A 23243-nucleotide genomic window follows, 5' to 3' on the forward strand; every position below is an offset into this window, starting at 1 on the left:
TGAATAGGTTATCAGTCAGGGACTTGCAGTTTCCTTAATTTTTTCAATAAGGAAACTGTAGTTTCCTGCCCGGGGAACTGCAATTTCCTCGGCAGGGAACTAGCGTTTCCCAGGCAAGAAATTCCAGTTTCCTAACGAGGAAATTTTCAGGACACCGGATACTCGGTTAGAATAAGTTTGCTTCGTTGTTCAGTCCGGCAAGTGCTTTCCGATAATCGGCAATAAGTTCTTCCATCACTTCGCTGACTGTCTGTTCTTTTCTGAATAAGGCGGCTACCTGTCCGATCTCCAGTTCTCCCTCTTCCAGATTACCTTCGAATATACCTTTTTTGGCTCTGCCTTTGCCAAGTAAAGCGCGCATATCTTCTACGGATGCACCTTGTGCTTCGGCTTCTTCCACTGCCGTTTTGAAATTACCTTTAGCCAACCGGGTAGGAGCGAGCTTCTTCAATAATAGCTTCGTGTCTCCCTCATTGAGACTGAGGCAAAGCTGTTTGAAATTTTCATGAGCGGAACTTTCTTCCGTCAGGGCAAAACGGGTACCGATCTGTACACCTTCCGCACCGAGGGCAAAAGTAGCCAACATAGCATCACCGGTGCCTATACCTCCGGCGGCTATCAGTGGGAGAGAGGTAGCCCGGCGCACGGCAGGGATCAGGCAGAGCGTCGTCGTTTCTTCGCGTCCGTTATGTCCCCCGGCTTCAAACCCTTCGGCAACAACTGCATCGACACCTGCCTCTTCACACTTGACGGCAAACAAGGAACTGCTTACCACATGGACCACTGTCATATCATGTTCTTTCAGGAAAGGAGTCCATTTCTTAGGACTTCCGGCAGAGGTGAAGACTATTTTTACTTCTTCTTCCACCAGAATATTCATCAGGTTCTCTATTTCCGGGTACATCAGCGGGACGTTCACACCGAAAGGCTTGTCGGTAGCCGCTTTACATTTGCGGATATGTTCGCGCAGCATGTCGGGATGCATAGAACCGGCGCCGAGCAATCCCAGTCCCCCGGCATTGCTGACAGCCGAAGCCAGTCTCCAACCGCTGCACCAAACCATCCCACCTTGTATGATGGGGTATTTTATACCGAATAAGTCACATATTCTATTCATGGTTACTCTATTTATATTGTTAGAAGAGCAAAGTAAAATAAAACTTCCCTATCTTTGCACTACCTATTATATAATTAATGTAGACATAAATTAATTCTTACAATATCATAGTTATGAATAAAACGCTTATGGCTGCCAGTCTGGCAGTAGTCTTAGGAGCCTGCAACTCCTCAAAGAAAAGCGATGTAGCCGAGTCTACACCCAATCCGTTTTTTACAGAGTATACGACACCGTTCGGTGTTCCTCCTTTCGATAAGATAGAAGTGGCACATTATAAGCCCGCTTGTGAAAAGGGAATGGAAGAACACAAAAAGGAGATCGATGCCATTGTCAATAATACCGAAAAGCCTACTTTCGAGAATACGATTGCGGCTCTCGACCGGGCAGGTGAGTTGTTAAATAAGGTCATGTATGCTTTTGGTGGACAGTCAAGTGTGAACACGACCGATGAAATACAGGCGCTTGAACAGGAGTTTTATCCGATCCTGTCTGCCCATTTTGACGATATCAATCTGAACCCAACTCTTTTCGCCCGTGTGAAAGCGGTTTACGACCAGAAAGCATCACTGAACCTGGATAAAGAACAGGCCAGATTGCTGGAAGAAACATACAAAGGTTTTGTGCGTGGCGGTGCAAACCTGGATGCAGACAAACAAGCGAAATTGCGTGAGCTGAATGAGAAGATTTCTGTGCTGGAACTTACTTTCGGACAGAATGTATTGAAAGAAACGAATGCTTTCAAATTGGTAGTCGATAAGAAAGAAGATCTTGCCGGCCTGCCTGAATCAGTGATTGCCGCTGCTGCTGAGGCTGCCGCTGCCGATTCGATGGAAGGCAAATGGGTATTCACCCTTCATAACCCGAGTGTGATGCCTTTCCTGCAATACGCAGACAATCGTGCGTTGCGCGAAAAGATGTTTAAGGCTTACATCAACCGCGGAAACAACAACAACGAAAATGATAATAAGAATGTCGTTAAAGAACTGGTCGCCGCGCGTCTGGATAAAGCGAAGTTGTTAGGGTACGAAGACTTTGCAGCTTTCGTGCTGGATGAGAATATGGCTAAGAATGAAAAGAACGTGTATAACCTGCTCGACCAGGTCTGGACACCGGCATTGAAAAAAGCGAAAGAGGAACTCGCGGATATTAATGCTGAAATCAAGAAAGAAGGAGGTAACTTCGATGCAGAAGGTTGGGACTGGCGTTATTATACCGACAAAGCGCGTCAGGCAAAATTCAATATGGATGAAAACGAAGTACGTCCGTATCTGGAATTGAACAATGTGCGCGAGGGTGCTTTCTATGTTGCTAATAAATTGTATGGAATAACCTTTACGGAAATTAAGGATATCCCGAAACCGGATCCGGATGCTTTCGCTTTCGAATGTAAGGACAAGGACGGTTCTTTACTGGGTGTCCTTTATATGGACTTCTATACTCGTCCGGGTAAAAGCGGCGGAGCCTGGTGCGGCAGTTACCGTTCGCAGACCTACAAAGATGGAAAGAAAGTTACCCCGGTCGTTACGACTGTGTTCAATTTCAGCAAACCGGTTGCCGGACAGCCTGCTTTGTTGAGCGCGGATGAAGCTGAAACTGTCTTCCATGAATTCGGTCATGCGTTGCACGGATTGTTCTGCGATGTTCATTATTATGGTGTTTCGGATGTTCCCCGTGATTTCGTCGAGCTTCCTTCACAGGTCAATGAACACTGGGCGTTCGAACCGGAAGTCTTGAAAGTATATGCCAAACATTATCAGACAGGCGAAGTGATCCCGCAGGAACTGGTGGATAAGATCGTAAAGAGTGGTAAATACGGACAGGGTTTTGCTACCATCGAATACCTGGCAGCTTCTTTGCTGGATATGGATTATCATATTCTGAAGGAACAACCGGTAAATATGGATGTAGAAGCCTTTGAAGCCGATGCGATGAATAAACGCGGATTGATCAGCCAGATTCCTCCCCGTTACCGTACTACTTATTTCAGTCATACAATGACAGGCGGATATACTGCCGGTTATTACAGTTATATCTGGGCGGAAGTGCTGGATGCCGATGCTTTTGAAGCTTATAAAGAAACGGGTGATATCTTCAACCAGGAAGTGGCTCAGAAATTCCGTCAGTACATTCTTACTCCCGGCGGTATCGACGAGGGAATGGATATGTATAAGAATTTCCGGGGCAAAGAACCCAATGTGGAACCGTTACTTAAAAACAGAGGTTTAAAATAAGAAACTTAAACAGAACAACATGAAGAAAATGATTATGGCAGCCGGTATTGCCGTTGCACTTAGTGCCTGCAATTCGTCCGAGAAGAAGTCGGAAAACACAGCTCCCGGGGATATTTTCCTGACGGAGTTCACTACCCCCTTTGGAGTACCTCCATTTGATAAAATCACACTGGAGGACTATATGCCTGCCTTTAAAGCAGGGATAGCCGAACAGCAAGCCGAAGTTGCGGCTATCACAAACCAGCCCGAAGCACCAGACTTTGAGAATACGATTGTTGCCCTCGACCAGAGCGGTGAGACATTGCGCCGGGTCAGTGCCGTCTTTTATGGTCAGAACAGTGCCAATACGAATGACGAAATGCAGGCTGTGAGCCGTGAATTGTCACCGCTGTTGTCGAAAAACAGCGACGATATCCGTATGAACGCAGACCTGTTCAAGCGTATCAAGACGGTTTATGATAACCAGGAAGCGATGAACCTCGACAAGGAACAGAAAAAACTGTTGGAGGAGACGTATAAGAGTTTCGTTCGTGGCGGTGCAAACCTCGATGCGGAAAAGCAGGCCCGCTTGCGTGAACTGAACAGCGAGATCTCCATGCTTCAGCTTACTTTCGGACAGAATATGCTGAAAGAAACCAACGCTTTCAAGCTGGTGATCGACAATAAGGCCGACCTGGCAGGCTTGCCCGAAAGCCTGGTATTAAATGCCGAAGCGGCTGCCCGTGGCGCCGGAATGGAAGGTAAGTGGCTTTTCACCCTGCATAATCCGAGCGTAATGCCTTTCCTGCAATATGCAGATAATCGTGCTTTGCGTGAAAAGATATTCAACGGTTACATCAACCGTGGCAATAACGGTAACGATGCCGATAATAAAGAAGTCGTACGTAAACTGATCTCTCTTCGTCTGGAAAAGGCCAAACTGATGGGATACGACGATTATGCTTCTTTCGTTCTGGAAGACCGGATGGCAAAGACATCCGATAAAGTGTATGCCCTTTTGGATGAGATCTGGACACCGGCTATAAATAAAGCAAAATCGGAATTGGCCGACATCAATGCCGAGATAAAGAAAGAAGGCGGTAACTTCCAGGCTGAAGGTTGGGACTGGCGTTATTATTTCGAGAAAGCAAAGAAGGCAAAATTTGACCTGGACGAGAACCAGGTGCGCCCGTATCTGAAACTCGAGAACGTGCGCGACGGTGCTTTCTACGTAGCCAACAAGCTGTATGGAATTACATTTACTCCGATAAAGAATGTCCCTCTTCCACATCCCGATGCAGAAGCATTCGAATGTAAAGATAAAGATGGTACACATCTGGGTGTATTGTATATGGACTATTTCCCGCGTGCCAGCAAAAGAGGTGGTGCGTGGTGCGGTACGTATCGTTCGCAAACCTACCAGGATGGCAAGCGTCAGGGACCTGTTGTTACGATTGTTTGTAACTTCTCGCAACCTTCTCCCGGCCAGCCTGCTTTGCTGAGTGCCGATGAAGCGGAAACACTGTTCCATGAGTTCGGACATGGTTTGCATAATCTTTTCAAAGATGTACATTATTATGGCGTATCGGGTGTTCCCCGCGACTTCGTGGAGTTGCCTTCACAGATCATGGAACATTGGGTATTCGAACCGGAAGTGTTGAAGGTTTATGCCAAGCATTACCAGACAGGTGAAGTGATCCCTGCCGAACTGATTGAAAAGTTGGATAAGAGTGGCAAATACGGACAAGGATTTGCAACAACCGAATACCTGGCAGCTTCCTTACTGGATATGGATTTCCATGTATTGAAAGAAGTACATGACGGTGCAGACGTAATGAAGTTTGAAGAGACTGTCCTCGGTGAACGTGGCTTATTGAAGCAGATCCCGTCCCGCTATCGTACGACGTATTTTAATCACACGATGGGCGGTGGCTACACAGCCGGTTATTACAGCTACATCTGGGCGGAAGTGCTCGACTCGGATGCTTACCAGGCCTTTAAGGAAAGTGGCGATATCTTCAATCCTGAAGTGGCTGCTAAATTCCGTACGTATGTCCTGACACCGGGCGGCATCGACGATGCGATGGATATGTATAAAAACTTCCGTGGTAAAGAACCTAATACAGATCCGCTTCTGAAGAACAGAGGACTGAAATAAAAATATTGAGTTTATATTGTAGGAAGCTGTATCAAAAGACATTTAGATACAGCTTCTTTCTTTTTGAAGGTTTCTTTACTTTTTCAAAGCATACCTTTTCGGATACCCGAAGAAGATTGCCAATAAGGCGCCGAATCCTAATAAGTAAGGATAATATAAATACTGCATGATCTCGATAGGAGAGACACCGCCAAGGCCGGCAGCCATCAATAGTTGAGCCCCATAAGGGATAATACCCTGCACGAAGCACGAGAATATATCGAGTAGGCTGGCACTACGGCGTGGATCTACATGGAAACGGTCGGCTACGTCTTTGGCGATCGGACCGGCCATTATCAGGGCGATCGTATTGTTTGCCGTACAAAGATTGGCGAAGCTGACCAGGGCGGCAATACTCAGTTCGGCTCCTTTGACGGAACGGATATGCGAAGTCAGTTTCAGGATAATCCAGTCGATACCTCCGTTATAGCGTATCATTTCCAGCATACCACCAGCAAGCAGAGTAACGATAATCAGTTCACCCATGTTGGTGATACCGAGTCCCATCGAAGCTGTCCATCCCCATACATCGAAGCCTCCGGTGAACAATCCTACAATACCTGACAACAGGATACCGATAAACAATACCAACATCACATTTACTCCGAAGATAGCCGTAACAAGTACCACCACATAAGGGATTACTTTTGCCCACTCGATGGTGCCGGCTACATAGTGGCTGTCCATTCCGCTTCCTATCAAAATGTATATTATACCTGTTATGATCGCTATCGGAAGGGCAATACGGATATTCACTTTAAACTTATCGTTCATGTTGCATCCTTGTGTACGGGTTGCAACAATGGTTGTGTCTGAAATAAACGACAGGTTATCGCCGAACATAGCGCCGCTGACCACTACACCGAGCATCAGGGCATCGGGCATCCCTGTCTTGGTGGCAATACCTACTGCCACGGGAGCCAGAGCGACAATCGTTCCGACGGAGGTGCCTACGGAGATGGAGATAAAACAGGCTGCCAGGAAGATACCCGCGGCCAGCAGGTTACCGGGTAGGATCGACATGGCCAGGTTGACGGTCGCATCTACGGCTCCCATCGACTTGGCTGTCTGTGCAAAAGCGCCGGCCAGAATGAAGATAAGCACCATCAATATGATGTTGGTGTTGGCTGCTCCGCGACAGAACTGTTCGATGCGGTTGGATAGTTTGCCTCCCTTGGATATAGCGATGGCAACTACCGACGAGATAACAAAAGCTACCGTGATAGGCATCTTGTAAAAGTCGCCGGCCAATATCGAAACAACCAGATAGGTAAGCAAAAATACCAATAGCGGTATAAGTGCCCATGCATTCGGTGCATGATTTAATGGAGAACTAGAAAGAGAATCGTAACGCAATACGCACCCCTCCTTTCTTTATATTAGGTTCATTCAGGTAGGTCAGACGACGGTAATAGTCGATACGCAGTATCTTGAAGATATTTTCAAGACCGACACTTGCTTCCATGTAAGGTGTATTACCCAGAGGACGCGTGCCGTCGGGCAATATGAACAGGCCGGGAGTCATTGTCGGGTTATTCTTGTCGGTCAGACCGCCATAGATCCCATTAAAAGAGATTACTTCGCGAAGGCGTAACCACTTGACACCCGGTATACGGTTCAGTATCCATCCTTTCATATAGTAAGTGGCATTGAATGACACATACTGGTCGGTCACGAATTCCAATGCGTTCATCATGTGGAATGCTTCCGGCTGAATGGTGATCGACTGGTTGGTATTCGGCAGTATCAATAGAGGGAAAGGTACTTTGTTCCATACTTTTCCGGCTTTCAACTGTGTATCGATATGGCCGAATGAGGATAGCCAGATACGCTTTTCGGCACTGAGTTCCGTATGATTGTAGTTATATTCTCCGCCTAATACCCCTTTCAGACCCAGTTGATGGGACAGTTTGAATACAGGGGCATCTTTCGATAGGTTGAATACCGACTCTTTTCCGGAACGACCGTCATAAGAACGTTCTCTGGGGGCAAAACGAAGCTGTGTCCCGATTTCAGAGGTTGTGATACTTTTCTTATGGATCAGAGTACCATTTGCATCCTGTTCTATATATTTCAGTGTACCTGCTGCCTGGTTATTCTGGTTATATACCCACGATCTCCAGGTCAGGCCGTTCAGCCATTCCTTTTCATACTGGAACATCGACTTGCGGATATATTGCATCTTGGTCACAGGTTCACCCACTTTCCAGGCAACGAAGATGTTATCTTTACTGGTAAAGAGGAAGTCCTGTCCCGGAGTATATACATCATATTCCTGAATGAAGGAGAGATTGTTTACCGGGCTTTCTCCTTCATGGTAGAGTTTTTTATTGAAGCTGTGGGTCAGCTTGACATTATACTTCAGTTTACGGTCGTTCGTTCCGTAGGCCAGATAACCGCTGGCGAACCAATACGGGTTGAGGTTAGCTGTTGTCATACCTCCGACACGCAGGCGTACACCTTCCAGGCTGTTACCACTGATGGTCGTGTTCATCGGCCCGAAGTCGAACTTTGTCGATTTTTTGTCTCCTGCCGTAGGGATATACCCGGATATAAGTATCTCTGCCGTTTTGATGATTACGTTGAATGCCGGCACTTTGCGGAGTTGTGCCAACAGGTCGTCGAGTGCGTTCTCCTTTTCTTTCAGGGGAATATGACGGTTGTTGACCCAGAACGTATCGGGTTGTTCGATTGCTACGGGCAGGGTATGGAGCGGCCCCAACAAGTTAAAGACGGAGTCGGCCTTTTCGACGTTGAAGTTATATTTCTCGTAATTCCTTAATTGGTGTGCATAGAGTTGTTGTGCTCCTTTCACAATATAGAAATTAACGTAAGTGTTTTCGTTCTTGACAACCCAGGTACTGTCGGGCATGCGTTCGAACTCCTGTTCGATACGAAGTTTATCCACCCAGTTGAGGTTGATATTTACCGGTGTATTAAGCAGGAATTTCTTTACTGCATAGTTGCCGTCCAGTGTAATATATAATCTCCCGGTAAAACCGTAACTCTGGCTGTTGACCGGAACAAAGGCCAGGTCGACACATTTATCACCTCCTATATCCAGCGTATCCATGATGTAATACTTGTAATAACTGGTGGCCAGAGTAGAGGATAGCGGGCTGACAAAACGGTTCAGCAGGATATTGATGTTATTGTCGAAGATATTGATACCTTGGAATATTTCTTCCAGGTTAGAGGTGATGCCGCCACCATCGTCCAGCGTCTGGTCGACACCTTGCATACGTTTCCCTTTGACGATTGTCTTTTCGGTTTTCGGTTGCTTCCGGTAGTATTTATCCGCAATCGTTTCCCGTACGGAAAGGGTCAGGATCGGTTTTCCGTTGAACTCGGATGTGTCGAGATAGTTTCGGATGAACTTAAATTTCTTCATGAACTTGTTCTTCTCGAAGTCCGGGTTGAAGTCGTCCAGCGAGAGGGATAGTTTCTCGTAAACTTCCGTTTGGTATTCGTCTTTTGCTTCGATACGGTTATCGTTTTTATGCTCGATCACTTTCTTGATAAGTTCGACAGCCGGATTATCTTTGCGGGTATATTTTTCCCTTTTGGGCTTTACTACGACTTCCGAAATCTCGAAAGCGGTAGGACGTATCTTTATATCGAGACCATCGTTCTTCTGGTCTTTTTTCAGGTCGATCACTTTGGTGTCGTATCCCAGTGATGCAAAGGCCAGTTTATTATACCCTTTATCATTTTGCAGGGTAAACTTTCCGTTATCGTCGGTCATTGCACCGATCGTGGAACCGTCGAAATAGACGGATACGAAGGCCAAAGGCTCTCCGGTAATTGAATCTTTCACAATACCGGATGCAGAAGTAATGCTTTGAGCATATAAAACAGAGAGACCAGTCACTGCCTGCAATAGAACCAACAGCAATATAAAGCGAATTCTTTTTACCATGAAACTAACGTTATTCCTTCTCGGATAATGCAGTTGGCAAAGGTACTCTTTTTCTTTAGAGGGAAGGAGTATGCCTTATTAATAATATTTAATCAAGGGGGATGATAATGAAGAGGGAATTTATTGGAGGAGTTAATTAATTAGTTAACTTTGCGGATGTAATACTAAAATCGTAACTATGAAGTATAAGCGTGATCTTATCCTGTATAAGGATTATTTTAATGACTTCTATGGAGGTTTGTCATAGGAAGTCGAAAAAAAGGTAGATTATATTCTATGGGTAATAATGACGGAAGATATAATTCCGGCTAAGTATTTCAGACATATAGTAGGAGTGAAAGGCCTATATGAAATACGTATAGAATATGAGGGAAATATATATCGCATTTTTTGTTGTTTGGATGAAGGGCAAATAGTTGTTCTATTCAATGGCTTTCAAAAGAAAACGCAAAAGAGTCCGTTGCAACAGACCAGGCAAGCACGTAAAATCATGAATGAATATTTAAAGGAAAAGAAAGGAAAGTAATTATGGAAGAAATATATTTGTCAGAAGAGAAGAAGAAGCAGATTAAAGGTTGTCGTACTTTCGGAGAGTTGTTGGATGTCAAATATGGTCTGGAAGGAACTCCTGAACGTAATCAGTTCGAAGAAGAAGCACAGGCTTTTATCCTGGCCGAACGTCTGAAGGAAGAACGTCTTAAAGCCGGTCTTACTCAGGAACAATTAGCTGAAAAGATCGGAACAAAGAAAAGCTATATCTCACGTATTGAGAATGGCAAATGTGATGTGCAACTATCCACCTTATATAAGATATTCCGTGGATTAGGAAAGCAGATAAGCGTAACAGTTCTGTAAAGAAAAACAAGGGCTCTGATTGGAAGATCAGAGCCCTTGTCGTATCAACTAGTAAGCATCTACAATGCTTTGACTTTTCAGTTGCTTGTCGAATGCTGCTTTATCGAGCTGGGTGGTTACGTGGATCGTAACAGGTTCGTTCGGTAACAGGTCGAAATAATTGTCGGAGAAGAAATTGTCGATGCCGTCGATATTGAGGAATACGGCACGGGCAAAGACGTTGCTCTCGACAGTTACATCGTAGCCATCACCAGAGGGAACGGAAGTCATCTGTATATCCGCTTTCGGGAAGTCGATGTCTTTGAAGCGAGTAAAGAAATAGTTATTAGAGATAACTTCTGCCTCTTTACCGCTCTCGATGAAACGGGCATTAACTACGACTTCGTTCGGTTGCTTTCCGCCAAGTACGCTTTCAACCGGAGCAGAGAACTGTATTTTGCTGGTATTGGCAGGCAATGTTACATTACTTTTCTTTTCAAATAAAACATTGCCTTTCAGATCCATCACACGGATATCCAGTTTCCCTTTGACGGCTTTCAGGCGATCGGAAATTATCCAGATATTCAGTTGGCCGTCTTCTGCTATCGGAGAAACCAGGATATCCCGGAATGCCTTTTTGGTAAAGTAATGCTGGGCTTTCCAACGGCCGTAATAATCGCGGCTGGACCAGGAAGCCACAGGCCAGCAGTCGTTGTGCTGCCAGTAGAGCGATCCCATATTGTACGGCATCATGCGACGATGTGCTTCCATAGCAGTCTTCATGGCATCACCCTGCAACAGGATACTCATATAGAGTGTGGAGGGGAAGTCCTTCGGTTTGCGGTATTCCTCCAGAGTGATGTTTTCAATACGTGAGTTGGCAATCTGGCCTCCCCGTTGGTGTGCCATCATCACATCCGAATAAATATCGTGGTCGCGTTCCTCCGGTGCATATTTTAATACGGATTGGTATTCGGGGAATGACTGGAAACCATATTCGGAGAAGAAGCGGGCTCTTACTTTGTTGAAGTGAGACACAGAGTCGACGCCTTGCCATACACCCCAGTAATGCGCATCACCGTTCGGATTCCAGTTCGGTTTTCCGCTTTCGCACTTGGCATCCGGATCACCTCCGTAGGGAGAGGAAGGCCAGTAGAAGATATCGGGATCATACTCTTTTACAACATCAGCCAGGATAGTATTAAAGAGCTTTTTAGTGTCGTTGCGTAACTGTTCCGTCACACCGTATCGATCGAACTTCTTCATCCATCCCCAATTGAACCAGGCCGTGTGTATTTCGTTATTACCACACCAGATAGCCAGGCTCGGATGATTACGCAGGCGGATCACATTGTCGATTGCTTCCTGACGGATATTCTCTTCCAGTTCAGGTGTCAACGGATAAACGCTGCAGGCGAACATAAAATCCTGCCATACGAGGATACCGTATTTGTCACACAGGTCATAGAAAATATCTTCCTCATAGATGCCGCCTCCCCATACACGAAGCATGTTCATATTTACATCGACAGCGTCCTTGATTGTCTTTTCATATTGTTCGGCTGTTACGCGCGGCAGGAAGTTATCCTGTGGAATATAGTTGGCCCCTTTCATAAAGACGGGGACACCGTTCAGTTCGAAATAGAAGGTATGGCCGTCCTTATCCGGCTGGTTGATTACACGGATGCTACGGAGTCCGAGGTTGGTCTTGTGGGTATCGACTACCTTGTTGTCCATACGGATCGTTGCCGTGAACGGATACAGATGCGCTTCCCCCAGTCCGTGCGACCACCAGAGTTTCGGGTTGTTTACTGTCAGGTTGGTTTCGATCAGGTTGATTCCTTTCTTCACCTGAGCTTTCTTTGTCCAGGTTGTCTTGATGCCATCCGCCTTGATGTCCAGGGTTACTTCCCCATCTTTGTCGGCAATTACCTGTACGCAGGTTTTGATGTCGGCACGTTTGGCCGCCACGCTGGTCTGGTCGTAGAAGATATTGTCGATACGGGCATCATTCCAACCGATCAGGTAAGCCGGACGCCAGATGCCGCTGGTCACGATACGTGGACCCCAGTCCCAACCGTAATGGTAACCTGCTTTACGGGCGAATATGCTGACCTTTTTATCGAAGATACCACCGTTCTCGGACTGGTCGTTGCCGGCTTCTACCGGAAACTTCAATGCTTCGAATTTCGGCAGGTCTACTTTGATAGGAGAGTGGAAGTAAACGCGCAACTCATTACCGTCTTTCTTCAACAATCCTTTGACAGGGACACTCCATTCACGGAACATATTGTCGGCTTTCAGGATGCAGGAGTCATTCAGATAAACATCTGCGTATGTATCCAGCCCCTTGAAGTCAAGCTCGATATTATCTTTGTCGAATACATCCGCAGACACGTTCAGTGTCGTTTTGTATTCCCAGTCTTCTTTGTCTACCCATTGTATGTTCCGTTCGTTGAGGCGGTAGAACGGATCATCGATAATCTTGTTATCCATCAGGTCGGTTTGCACCGTTCCCGGTACGGTAGCCGGATACCAGTTATTGCCGCGTACCTGCTTAAAGGTCCAGCCTTTATCGATGTTTTGTTTAGCTACACCGTCTGCCAGGGCCGGAGAGGTCGTTGCCAAAGCGGCCAGGGCGACAGCGGATACTACAGTTTTGTAACGCATGGTTGTTGTGTTTAGTAATTCTTTATAGCGACTTCAAATTCTCTGCATTTACCGGGTTCTTGCCTTCCGGTGTGTATAGATGGTCGATGCGGTCGGCATACGTCTTTTCAACTTTACCGCGTACGATCTTCATGGTGCTGTTTACCAAACCGTTCTGTTCGGTAAAAGGTTCGGGAAGGACAGCGAATGTTGTCGGTAGCCAGCGGTCGGGAAATAGGGTAGACAAGTCGCCACCTTTACGGAAACGGTCTATCTGGCTTTGAAGGATACGGATGGCTTCTTCTTTGCCTTTTTCCGAGTTGAGATCCAGTTGGTGATGCGCCAGATGTTTCTTCAGACGATCCTTGTTGGGGACGAGCAAGGCAACGGTATAAGGATTCTGGTTATTATATAGCAGAAGCTGGTCGATACAGGATGAATGTTCGACCAATGCCTCCTCGATACCTTCCGGGCTGTATTTCTCACCGTCGCTACCGATCAATAAACTTTTGAAACGGCCTAATACATACAATAGCCCGTCTTTGCCCATATATCCCATATCGCCGGTATAAAGCCAACCGTCTTTGACGGTATCGGCTGTCGAAGACGGGTTCTTCCAGTATCCGGCCATTACGTTTTCTCCGCGGATAACGATTTCACCTTTCTCACCGAGCGGAAGTTCTTTGCCGTCCAGGTCGCATATTTTGAGATCGAGCGGCTGTACCAGTACCCCGCTGCTTCCGAACTTATGATGACGCGGCCCATTGGTAGAAATGACCGGAGTCGCTTCACTCAGTCCGTAGCCCTGATACATCGGCAGACCGATGGCATAGTAGAATTTCTGCAGGTCTTTATCCAGTAGTGCACCGCCGCCGATAAAGAACTTCAACTCTCCGCCGAAGTTCTCGCGAACCTTCGAGAAGATCACACTGTCGAACAGGCTGACAACCGGTTTCAATAGGAACCGCCAGCCGCGACCTTTATCATCCCCACCGTCTCCGTTGTAAGTATAGGCCACATCCAGTCCCATGTGAAACAGGCGGTTAACCATATTGCCCTGTGCACGGATGCCTTGCTCGATGTTTTTCTTGAAGTTCTTGGCCAGTGCCGGGACACTCAATATCAGGTAAGGTTTGAACTCCTTGATATTTATCGGGATATTCTTCAATGTCTCCATTCCCGTCTTTCCAACCTGTACCGTGGCAACGGAGGCTCCTTTATACATAAATATATAGAAACCGACCACATGCGCGAAACAATGGTCGAGGGGAAGGATAACCAATGTACGCCAGGTGTCGTCGATATCCACGCAGGTAAGCGATTGTTCGACATTGGCTGTATAATTACGGTGCGTCAGGATCACCCCTTTCGGATCGGCAGTCGTACCGGAAGTGTAGGTGATCGTAGCATAGTCGTCATTCGTAAGCGATCGGCCGATAGCCAGGAATTCTTCCAGGGGATGTGCCTGAAGATATTCCGTCCCCATTTTCATCACTTTTGAAAGCGGTATCTCTTTTTCTTTGTATTCCGGTTGGTCATCGAAAACAATTACCTGACGGAGCAGAGGCAACTTGTCCATAATGGCCCGTATCTTCTTCAACTGGTTGCCTGAAACCAGGATGTATTTCACATCGGCATGCGTCAGGCGAAATAATAGGTCGTTGGCTTCTTCCAGTTTAATGGAGAGGGGCACGTTGGTGGCTCCGGCGTAGAACATGGCCAGTTCGCCTATAATCCAAGCATTGCGGCCTTCGCTAAGCAAAGCCATATTGTCACCTTTATTTACTCCCAGGGCAACCAGTCCGGCTCCGAGAGTGTATACCTGATCCCTGACCTGTGTGTAGGTGGTAGGCTCAAATTTGTCCTTTGTCTTTTCCCATAGGAACGGGTTGTCGGGGAATTGTTTCACCGAACTCTCAAAAAGGTCTACCAATGTTTTTTTCATGACATCTTTGTTTTAGGATTTCTCAATTTCTTCAAGCAGTGCGCAGGCGGTTTCTACTGTACTGACATTCTTTACTACGATACTGCGCTTACCGTTCACATCCCGGATCATACATTCGCGGGGATGTTTCTGTATGAATGCCAGTAATTTATCGAATGCTTCGCTCTGGTAATACGGGCTGTCCTGGTTAGCAACCAGGAAGATACTCATCTGTCCTTTTTTCAGGACCAGTTTCTCCATACCCAGTTTCCTGGCTATACGGCGAAGGCGTACGATACGGATCAATTCTTTTCCTTCTTTCGGTATTTTACCGAAACGGTCTTTCAGGCGTTCGGTAAAGGCAAGGATATCACGTTCCTCTTCCATCTTATCCAGTTCGCGATAGAGCGAGATACGCTCCGAGTCGTTAGGGATATAGGTAGGAGGGAACATCAGTTCCAGATCACTTTCGATATATGTCTCGCGGATATATTCGCTGCCCGAATCCCGTTTGCCGTCGTCTGTGTCGGCATAGAGATCGGCGAACTCGTCGCTCTTCAGTTCGTCTACTGCTTCTTCCAGAATCTTCTGGTATGTCTCGTAACCGAGGTCGGCAATGAAACCGCTTTGTTCGGCTCCCAGCATATTTCCGGCACCGCGTATATCGAGGTCTTGCATGGCGATATGGATACCGCTTCCCAGCTCGGAAAAGTTCTCGATAGCTTGCAGGCGGCGACGTGCTTCCTGAGTCAGCGAAGAGAGAGGAGGGGAGAGCAGGTAACAGAAGGCTTTGCGGTTGCTTCGTCCCACACGTCCGCGCAACTGGTGCAGATCGGACAAACCGAACTGCTGTGCATTATTGATAATTATGGTGTTGGCATTCGGAACGTCGATGCCGCTTTCCACGATACTGGTGGCGATCAGTACATCGTATTCGTAGTTCACGAAGTCGAGGATGATCTTTTCCAGTTTATCCGGCTCCATCTGTCCGTGGCCGACAGCTATGCGGGCATCGGGGACTTCCCGGCGTACAAGCTGTTCTATTTCGTAAATGTTCTGAATGCGGTTGTTGATAAAGAACACCTGTCCGTTACGGCTCATTTCGAAATTGATCGCCTCGCGGATAATGTCCGGGTTAAAACGTTCCACTTCCGTTTGTACCGGATAACGGTTGGGCGGCGGAGTCGTAATGCTGCTCAGGTCGCGTGCACCCATCAGTGAGAACTGCAACGTTCGCGGAATAGGCGTAGCCGTCATGGTCAATGTGTCCACATTCACCTTCATCTGGCGAAGCTTTTCTTTGACGGAGACACCGAACTTCTGCTCTTCGTCGATGACCAGCAGTCCCAGGTCTTTGAACTTCACATCTTTGCTGACGATACGGTGTGTGCCGATCAGTATATTCACTTTTCCATCCGCCACATCATTCAATGTCGCTTTGATTTGTGCCGATGTCCGGGCCCGGCTGATATAATCGATCCGGCAGGGGAAATCTTTCAGGCGTTCAGAGAAAGTCTGGAAATGCTGGAAAGCCAGTACCGTAGTCGGCACTAACACAGCTACCTGTTTATTGTCGGAAACCGCTTTGAAAGCAGCTCGGATAGCTACCTCGGTCTTTCCGAAGCCCACATCACCGCAGATCAGACGGTCCATCGGGCGTGAGTTTTCCATATCTTCCTTTACATCGGCCGTCGCTTTCATCTGATCGGGTGTATCTTCATAGATGAAGCTTGCTTCCAGTTCGTGCTGCATGAAACTGTCGGGCGAGTAGGAGAAACCTTTTTCCTGTTTGCGCTGGGAGTAGAGGATGATAAGGTCGCGGGCAATATCTTTGACCTTTTTCTTCGTTTTCTCCTTCATCTTTTCCCAGGCTCCCGTTCCCAGTTTGTTCAGTTTGGGAGCTTCACCGCTGTCTTTCCCTTTATATTTGGAGAGTTTGTGAAGCGAATGGATGCTGACAAAGATAATATCGTTATTCTGGTAGATCAGTTTGATCGCTTCCTGTATCTTGCCGTTCACTTCGGTGCGCACCAGTCCGCCGAACTGTCCGACGCCGTGATCGATATGTACGATGTAATCGCCTGTGCTGAACTGGTTCAGTTCCTTGAGCGACAGTGTGAGCTTCCCGCTTCGTGCCTTTTCACTTTTCAGGTTGAATTTATGGAAACGGTCGAAGAGTTGGTGGTCGGTGAAAAGACAGATGCGCAGGGTCTCGTCGGCAAAACCTTCGTGTATGGTCTTGTTGACCGGCATGAAGGGGATATTCTCTCCCCGGTCTTCGAAGATGGCCCGGATGCGGGTAGCCTGCTTTTCTACGTCGCTTAATATATATAATGTATAGCCGTTCTCCAGATAACTCTGGAAAGAACTGCTTACCATATCGAAATTCTTATGATAGATAGGCTGTGCCTGTGTATTGAAAGACAGTGTTGCATCGGCAACGCCTGTGGGTCGTACCCCGAAATGCATCCGGCGGAAGTTTAATGCTGCCCGAAGGAAATCCTTCCCTGTCACCAGTTTGGCACGCATCATATTGATGTCGGCAAACGACTCTTCGTCTCCTACCACCGGCTCTTCGTTCCAAAGGCTGTCGATCCGTTCCTTTGTCCAGGCCAGGTCTTTAGTCGCCAGGATCGTTTGGGCCGGCAGCGAGTCGAGCAGCAGGGTATTGGTACGGTTGCTCTTGTTCATTTCCGGAACGATATAGATACTTTCCAGTTTCTCTTTGGATAGCTGCGTTTCCACATCGAATGTACGGATCGTTTCCACCTCTTTTCCGAAGAAGTCGATACGGTAGGGAAACTCGTACGAGAAAGAGAACACGTCGAGGATACTCCCGCGGAGGGCGTATTGTCCGGGTTCGTATACATAATCGACCTGCTCGAAACCATACTCGTCGAGAACATCGGAAACAAACATGTTGTCCAGCTTCTCGCCGACGCTGATCTTTAGTGTGTTCTTTTTCAGTTCGTCGCGCGATATAACCTTTTCAGCCAGTGCGTCGGGGTAGGAGACGATAACGAACGGTGCTTCCGGGTCTTGCAGGACACTGAGCACTTCGGTGCGCAGGATCTCATTTGCCGGATCGACATGTCCGTATTTGATTGCCCGCCGGTAAGCGGAAGGGAAAAAGTAAATATCGTTGCTTCCGGTCAGCTGTACCAGGTCGTGATAAAAGTAGCCGGCTTCTTCCTGGTCGTTAAGTATGCACACATAGCTTCCCCTTCTTTTTAAAAAAAGAGAAGCGATTGTCATTGCTGCGCCCGATCCGTTTAACCCTTTGAGGAATATATTGTTTGACGTATTATCGTTCAAAAGGGCATCTAAAGCGGTTATCTGTGGGTGGGCGCCAAATATCTTAAGTAATTCTTGTACCTCCAATAGACTGATTGAAAATTGATAGTTGATAATTGAAAATTATGTAAGCGCAAAAATACGGAAAATGTTGTAATCATATTCGTTAAATCAATGAAAATATCAACCTTCGCCTCTTAGTTGGGGATTGGAATAAATTGTAATTTTATTCTAGGCGGCTTTCAACAGCTCTTTCCCTTCTTCGATTATCCCGTCAAAAAATAGGTCTTGCCATGATTGTAATAAATTTATCAAAAGTGAATGTTTTAGTTATTGTCAGATATGAGCTATCATTGAAGCTATCCCCTTATCAAAGAGACTCCGCCATTACAGGTTCATTTGCCGTCTGCTTTAGCTGACGGATTACAAGTTGTTTCTCCTTCTTTGGCTTTAGCCACATTTCTCTGTAAATAAAGAGACTGTTTAAAATGGGACTAAAGTCCAGAGAAATAGATCATTTACGGATCCGTCAGTTAAAACTGACGGCAAATAAACCTGTAACTAAGCCTGCCTTATTAAGGACAGTTAGCCGGTGGGCACATAAGCTCATATCTTGCTATAATAGCTCAATTATTTCTATACTTGATAGCTCATATCCTTCTACATCCGAGCGCGAAGCCCAATTATTCATTATTAATTATTCATTATTAATAGAAAAAGGCTTCACCTTTTTCTACATTAGAATACCCTTTTATATATGTAACCGATCAAGGTATATCGATCAACTTATGGGTTTGTAAACTAAGTTGCCATTCCGGATGTTGCAAAATGTATTTTACTATCTCTGCCGTATTTCTACATGAACAAGGTTGTATGTAATGATGTTTTGCCGGCAGGTCGATGTAGGCCGATAGATCCTGGCCCAGATAGACTACCTTTACTTCATCCATCTTGTCAATGCAGATTGGTGCTCCTTCTTTGGGTGAACAGGTTACCCAGTCGATATTTTCTGGTAGTTTCCGGGTTCCGTTGGTCTCTATACATACGTATTTACCTGCTTGGTGGAGCAGGTCGATGAACTCTTCATCGATCCATAAAGAAGGTTCTCCACCGGTCAGAACGACCAGGTTGGACGGATAGACAGAGATAGCCTTGATGATTTCTTCATCAGACATCAATGTCCCTTCCTCATGTTCTGTATCGCAAAAACCACACTTTAGGTTACATCCTGAAAAACGGATAAAGATTGCCGCCTTTCCTGTGTGATAACCTTCGCCTTGCAGGCTGTAAAAAATCTCATTAATCTTTCTCATAGATCGCTGTGTTTGATTCTGATTCTTTTATTTCTACTTTGTAGCAGGTGGGTAACTGGTCACAGATCCACCGTGCAATGTTCTCTGCCGTCGGGTTAAAGGGGAGAACTTCGTTTAGATTTTGATGATCGAGCTTGCTCTTGATAATTTCTTTGATATGGCTGAAATCGATTACCATACCATCGGCGTTCAATTCTTTCGAGCGACAATAAACTGTGATGATCCAGTTGTGACCATGCAGGTTCTCACATTTGCTGGAATAGGAAAGTTTCAGGCTATGTGCTGCTGATACCTCCATTCGCTTAATTACGGTATACATGGGAAAAAGATAATTTAAACGTTTATACTCTGTACCTGATGTCACCTTGATACGGGTACAAAAATACACAAAATACAGATGCAATCATCAGCTCCCTACCTATCGTATTTATTAAAAAAACATTTGTATATTTGCAAGTATTAGAATGTTAACTCCCTTTCTTTGCGAGAAGGAAAATAGATATAAAGTAGCAATAAGTAAAAATACTTGCGTTATTTTGCTTGCTATTCGATAAAATATGTGTGCATTTGTGCTGGTAAACCAATATTTAAGTGACGGGAGAAAATGTTAAAAAATAGAAGAAGCTGCAAATAAGTTTCGATAATCTTAAAAATATGTTTTATAATATCTTTTTTAATTTGCCCAGTAATATAAAATCCCGCATCTTTGCATGCAGATAACCTAAACAATCTTTTTGCCTTAAAGACTAATACCTATTAAAAACCTATAAAGAGGGCCTTTGAGAAAAGGCCCTCTTTATGATTTTTAAGCCCTTAGTAACCTGTTTCTTCTATCTTCGACGATATTTTACCTATTGCTTCATTCAGTTTTTCTTCCGGTGGAATGACATTAAAGTTTCCCCAAAAACCTTCATCATAGCTAAATTTTGTTTCAGAAAAGACGGTTCGGGTCGATAATGTTTCTTTTCGTGTAAAACGGTTAACATTAACAGTATCTGTTTTACATATAACCATTTCGAACCAGACGTGTAGGGGCGTGCTACCGAAGATCTGCTTCTTTCGTTTTATTTTGAAATGCAGGTCGCCCCTTACATGATTAATATAATAAGTTCCGTTCCAGGGTTTGTAAGTAACGGTGTAAATAACCTTTTGGGGTATGATTTTCAAGTTTCGGCTCTTCTTTTCAACCAGCATGCCGGCAGCCTCTTTCACGTATTTGGGATGCAGTTCGAATTCGGCACGAAGTAGTGCACTGTTCTCTGCATCGATATATAAGTTTCCTTTGTAGAGCGGCAAAGTGATAAAGTCGCGTTGTTCGAAAGAGATCACGTTGGCCATCCGGTTGTCTATGACCGTTATATCTGAATGGGCAAAGACATAAGGATAGTTTATCTCGCTTTCAGGCATCAGGAAATCAGGCATATCCTTCATTACATCCAGCATAAGACTGGCATTGAGTCCTGATTTCATTTTAGCAATTACCGTGTCTTTATCCTGGTTGCTGGAGATACGCCGCATCTTTAAAAGTTTTAACTGATCGGTCCCGGGACGGTTCGTATAAGCCGTTTTATAAATTTTAAAAATGCCTTCTGTCAGGCTGACGAACTTATTTTTCCGTTCGATCCCTTCCCGGTAGAACGAGGTCATATAGACCGGTTGTTGCGAATAGTTTTCCTCCTTTTTATCCTGCATTTCGCGTAATAATCGTAGAGGGTTCGCGATGCGGACCACTACTTCCTGCAGTGAAATGACTTTGGGCTCCAGGGTAAGCATACTGTAACGCTCTGCCAGCAACGATGCTGACATTTCGAGCGGCTGATAACCTAAATGAGAAAAAGAGATTTGGGATTGGCGTAAAGAGTCCGGCAGACGGAGCCTGAATTCTCCTCCCTGGTTGGTGATGCTTCCGATTGCCTCCTCACTGATACCGACAGTGGCGAAGGGGATAGGCTCGTTCGTATATTTGTCGCGCAGCAGACCTTCCAGTGTGAAATAACGAATACTGTCCGGAAGAACCGGTTCTGCTTCTGTCGGAGTCGTTTTTATGGGGGGGGAGATCAGTATGTGATTTCCTATCACCCGGAGCCCTAGTTCTTTATTGCCTGTGATCAGGTAGATAGCTTCCCTGACGGAATATTTCCCGCCTGGTATTTTGACTATCTGTTCATTGTTGATAATTTTACTGTCGTAGATGAAAAGGTAACCGGATTGTTCGGATACTTCTCCCAACAGATGGTAAATCGTTTCCTTGTTTTTGGAAAGGTGAATGACACGATCGAGAATATCGTTATCGTCCGCCTGCAAAGGAACTGCTACGACTAATAGCAGTCCGATGAGGAAGTAGAGGTTAGTTCTCATGCAGCGTAAATACATTCTTATCACGTGTATATTTCAGGTTCAAGGCTGCGCAGATCAGTTCCGCTATGCTCTCCGGCGAATTGTTGGAGAAAGTAACGGTGAGTGTCCGGCTTTCTAAAGCAGGTATGGCCTGCAAACGTATATCCCCCGTGTTGAGGTTGATAATACGGAGGATGTCGGCCAGTCGTTCGTCTTTGAAACGTATTTGCTGTGTTATCTCGGAGAATTGTTCCGGGTTTTTCGTTTGGCTTACCTGAAGCTTACGTGAAGAGAGGGTTGCCGTTTCACCGGTTTTTACATATACATCCTGCCCGCTCTTTTTCAGCGTCACCTTCACCATTCCCCGCTGTACGGAGAGTTCGAAAGGTTGCGAGCCGTCGCTTTTCACATTAAAAGCTGTTCCGAGTACTTCGATACGTGTATCTTCCGTTTCGATCAGGAAAGGCCGGGTACGGTTTCCTGCTATATCGAAAAGAGCATTCCCTTGCAGGGATATTTCTCTTTTATCCGGCTGGAAATGTTCCGGGTAATGGATCGCTGCGTTCCCTGCCAGATATACGATGGAACCATCTTCAAGTGTGGTGGCCAGCGTTATTGTTTCTTTATTTTGCCGGGTAAGCAGGTTACGGTCGATAACCTTTTCTGTCTGATTGAAATAGTTTATTGATAAATATGTGCAAAATAATATGACAGCCGCTGCTGTCCATTTGAATGCAGTCAGACGAAGCGACGGACGAGGTGTCTCCGCTTGGGTGATCAGACCGTCCTTCTCCAGGCGATTGTAAAGTGTTGTCCATGCCTGGTCCGTTTTTCTGTTGTTCTTTTCTTTCCGAGTCATACTGTTTGTGTATAATTCTCAATTTCTTTTCTGAGCATCTGAAGTGCCTTTGTCATTTCGGCTTCCACTGTTTTGACCGACAGGGAGAGGGTAGAGGCTATCTCTGCATATTTCTTTCCCTCGAAGCGGTGCATCCGGAAGATGCGAAGCCGACGTTCCGGCAGCCTCTTGAGTGTGTTGTTTATCAGCGTTTCCAACTCTTTGTATTCCAGCTGATCCTGTGGGTCGGAAGATTTACTTTCCTGATCTCCCGAAAGTACGTTATCGCGGTATCGGTTGCGTACTTCCAGATGTTCACAGTATTGGAGAGCCTGGTTGCGTACTGCCCCGTACAGGTAACTTTTGATGGAGCGGAACACTTGCAGTTTCTCTTTTTCTTTCCAGAAAACATAAAACAACTCTTGAACAATTTCTTCGGCCACGTCCCTGTTACCCGTGATACCTGCGGCATACAGGCAAAGGGGGGAGTAATAGAGCCGGAAGATACCTTCAAAAGCTTTGACATCCCCCTCTTTAATCTTAGTAAGTACGAATAAATCGTTCAGCATGCCGTGGATCTTAATAATTAGAGTCCTTCAAATGTACGAAAA

15 protein-coding genes are annotated in these 23243 nt (G+C 45.9%); 4 read left to right on the plus strand and 11 right to left on the minus strand.

Going from position 1 to position 23243, the window contains the following annotated elements; all coding sequences use genetic code 11:
- Positions 1-166: 166 nt before the first annotated feature.
- Entirely contained in the window at positions 167-1117 is a 951-nt protein-coding gene (locus M1P97_RS10565; protein WP_195375235.1) for an NAD(P)H-dependent flavin oxidoreductase, read from the minus strand.
- Positions 1118-1230: 113 nt separating this feature from the next.
- Here M1P97_RS10565 and M1P97_RS10570 point away from each other — a divergent pair, with 113 nt between their 5' ends.
- Both M1P97_RS10570 and M1P97_RS10575 read left to right on the plus strand, forming a co-directional pair.
- Entirely contained in the window at positions 1231-3348 is a 2118-nt protein-coding gene (locus M1P97_RS10570; RefSeq protein ID WP_249389055.1) for a M3 family metallopeptidase, read from the plus strand.
- A gap of 19 nt (positions 3349-3367) precedes the next feature.
- Complete coding sequence (locus tag M1P97_RS10575) at positions 3368-5485, plus strand: M3 family metallopeptidase (RefSeq protein WP_195375237.1); 2118 nt, start codon at positions 3368-3370, stop codon at positions 5483-5485.
- A gap of 75 nt (positions 5486-5560) precedes the next feature.
- On the opposite strand, the gene M1P97_RS10580 is transcribed toward M1P97_RS10575, so the two are convergent.
- Positions 5561-6880 carry a Na+/H+ antiporter NhaC family protein gene (locus M1P97_RS10580; protein WP_195375238.1) on the minus strand — a complete coding sequence of 440 codons (1320 nt, stop codon included), beginning with the start codon at positions 6878-6880 and terminating at the stop codon, positions 5561-5563.
- Positions 6858-9443: a DUF5686 and carboxypeptidase-like regulatory domain-containing protein gene (locus M1P97_RS10585; protein ID WP_249389056.1), complete on the minus strand. Its 2586-nt coding sequence runs from the start codon at positions 9441-9443 to the stop codon at positions 6858-6860. Before M1P97_RS10585 ends, M1P97_RS10580 begins: the two co-directional genes overlap by 23 nt.
- Before the next feature lie 286 nt (positions 9444-9729).
- On the opposite strand from M1P97_RS10585, the gene M1P97_RS10590 reads away from it, so the two are divergent.
- Both M1P97_RS10590 and M1P97_RS10595 read left to right on the plus strand, forming a co-directional pair.
- Positions 9730-9969 (plus strand): type II toxin-antitoxin system RelE/ParE family toxin, encoded by a 240-nt coding sequence (locus M1P97_RS10590; protein WP_249389057.1) that lies wholly within the window; start codon positions 9730-9732, stop codon positions 9967-9969.
- Between the two features lie 2 nt (positions 9970-9971).
- Positions 9972-10298, plus strand: a complete 327-nt coding sequence (locus M1P97_RS10595; protein WP_195375241.1) for a helix-turn-helix domain-containing protein — start codon at positions 9972-9974, stop codon at positions 10296-10298.
- Positions 10299-10346: 48 nt separating this feature from the next.
- On the opposite strand, the gene M1P97_RS10600 is transcribed toward M1P97_RS10595, so the two are convergent.
- The 8 genes from M1P97_RS10600 to M1P97_RS10635 all read right to left on the minus strand — a co-directional run bounded on the left by M1P97_RS10600 (position 10347) and on the right by M1P97_RS10635 (position 23201).
- Complete coding sequence (locus M1P97_RS10600) at positions 10347-12947, minus strand: beta-mannosidase (protein ID WP_249389058.1); 2601 nt, start codon at positions 12945-12947, stop codon at positions 10347-10349.
- A 22-nt stretch (positions 12948-12969) separates the two neighbouring features.
- Positions 12970-14871, minus strand: a complete 1902-nt coding sequence (locus M1P97_RS10605; protein ID WP_249389059.1) for an AMP-dependent synthetase/ligase — start codon at positions 14869-14871, stop codon at positions 12970-12972.
- 12 nt (positions 14872-14883) lie between these two features.
- Positions 14884-18231, minus strand: a complete 3348-nt coding sequence (mfd, locus tag M1P97_RS10610) for a transcription-repair coupling factor (RefSeq protein ID WP_249389060.1) — start codon at positions 18229-18231, stop codon at positions 14884-14886.
- A 680-nt stretch (positions 18232-18911) separates the two neighbouring features.
- Positions 18912-19457: a 7-carboxy-7-deazaguanine synthase QueE gene (locus M1P97_RS10615; protein WP_249389061.1), complete on the minus strand. Its 546-nt coding sequence runs from the start codon at positions 19455-19457 to the stop codon at positions 18912-18914.
- On the minus strand, positions 19444-19776 hold the full coding sequence (queD, locus tag M1P97_RS10620) for a 6-carboxytetrahydropterin synthase QueD (RefSeq protein ID WP_249389062.1): 333 nt from the start codon (positions 19774-19776) through the stop codon (positions 19444-19446). The genes M1P97_RS10615 and queD overlap by 14 nt, the downstream gene beginning before the upstream one ends.
- Before the next feature lie 494 nt (positions 19777-20270).
- A complete protein-coding gene (locus M1P97_RS10625; protein WP_195375247.1) occupies positions 20271-21815 on the minus strand; it encodes an STN and carboxypeptidase regulatory-like domain-containing protein in 1545 nt (514 codons plus the stop codon).
- Positions 21805-22653: a FecR family protein gene (locus M1P97_RS10630; protein ID WP_195375248.1), complete on the minus strand. Its 849-nt coding sequence runs from the start codon at positions 22651-22653 to the stop codon at positions 21805-21807. Before M1P97_RS10630 ends, M1P97_RS10625 begins: the two co-directional genes overlap by 11 nt.
- Positions 22650-23201, minus strand: coding sequence for an RNA polymerase sigma-70 factor (locus tag M1P97_RS10635; protein WP_195375249.1), 552 nt, complete (start codon positions 23199-23201; stop codon positions 22650-22652). Before M1P97_RS10635 ends, M1P97_RS10630 begins: the two co-directional genes overlap by 4 nt.
- Between the last annotated feature and the right edge of the window lie 42 nt (positions 23202-23243).

The organism is Parabacteroides leei, from assembly GCF_023369805.1.
Lineage (GTDB): Bacteria > Bacteroidota > Bacteroidia > Bacteroidales > Tannerellaceae > Parabacteroides > Parabacteroides leei.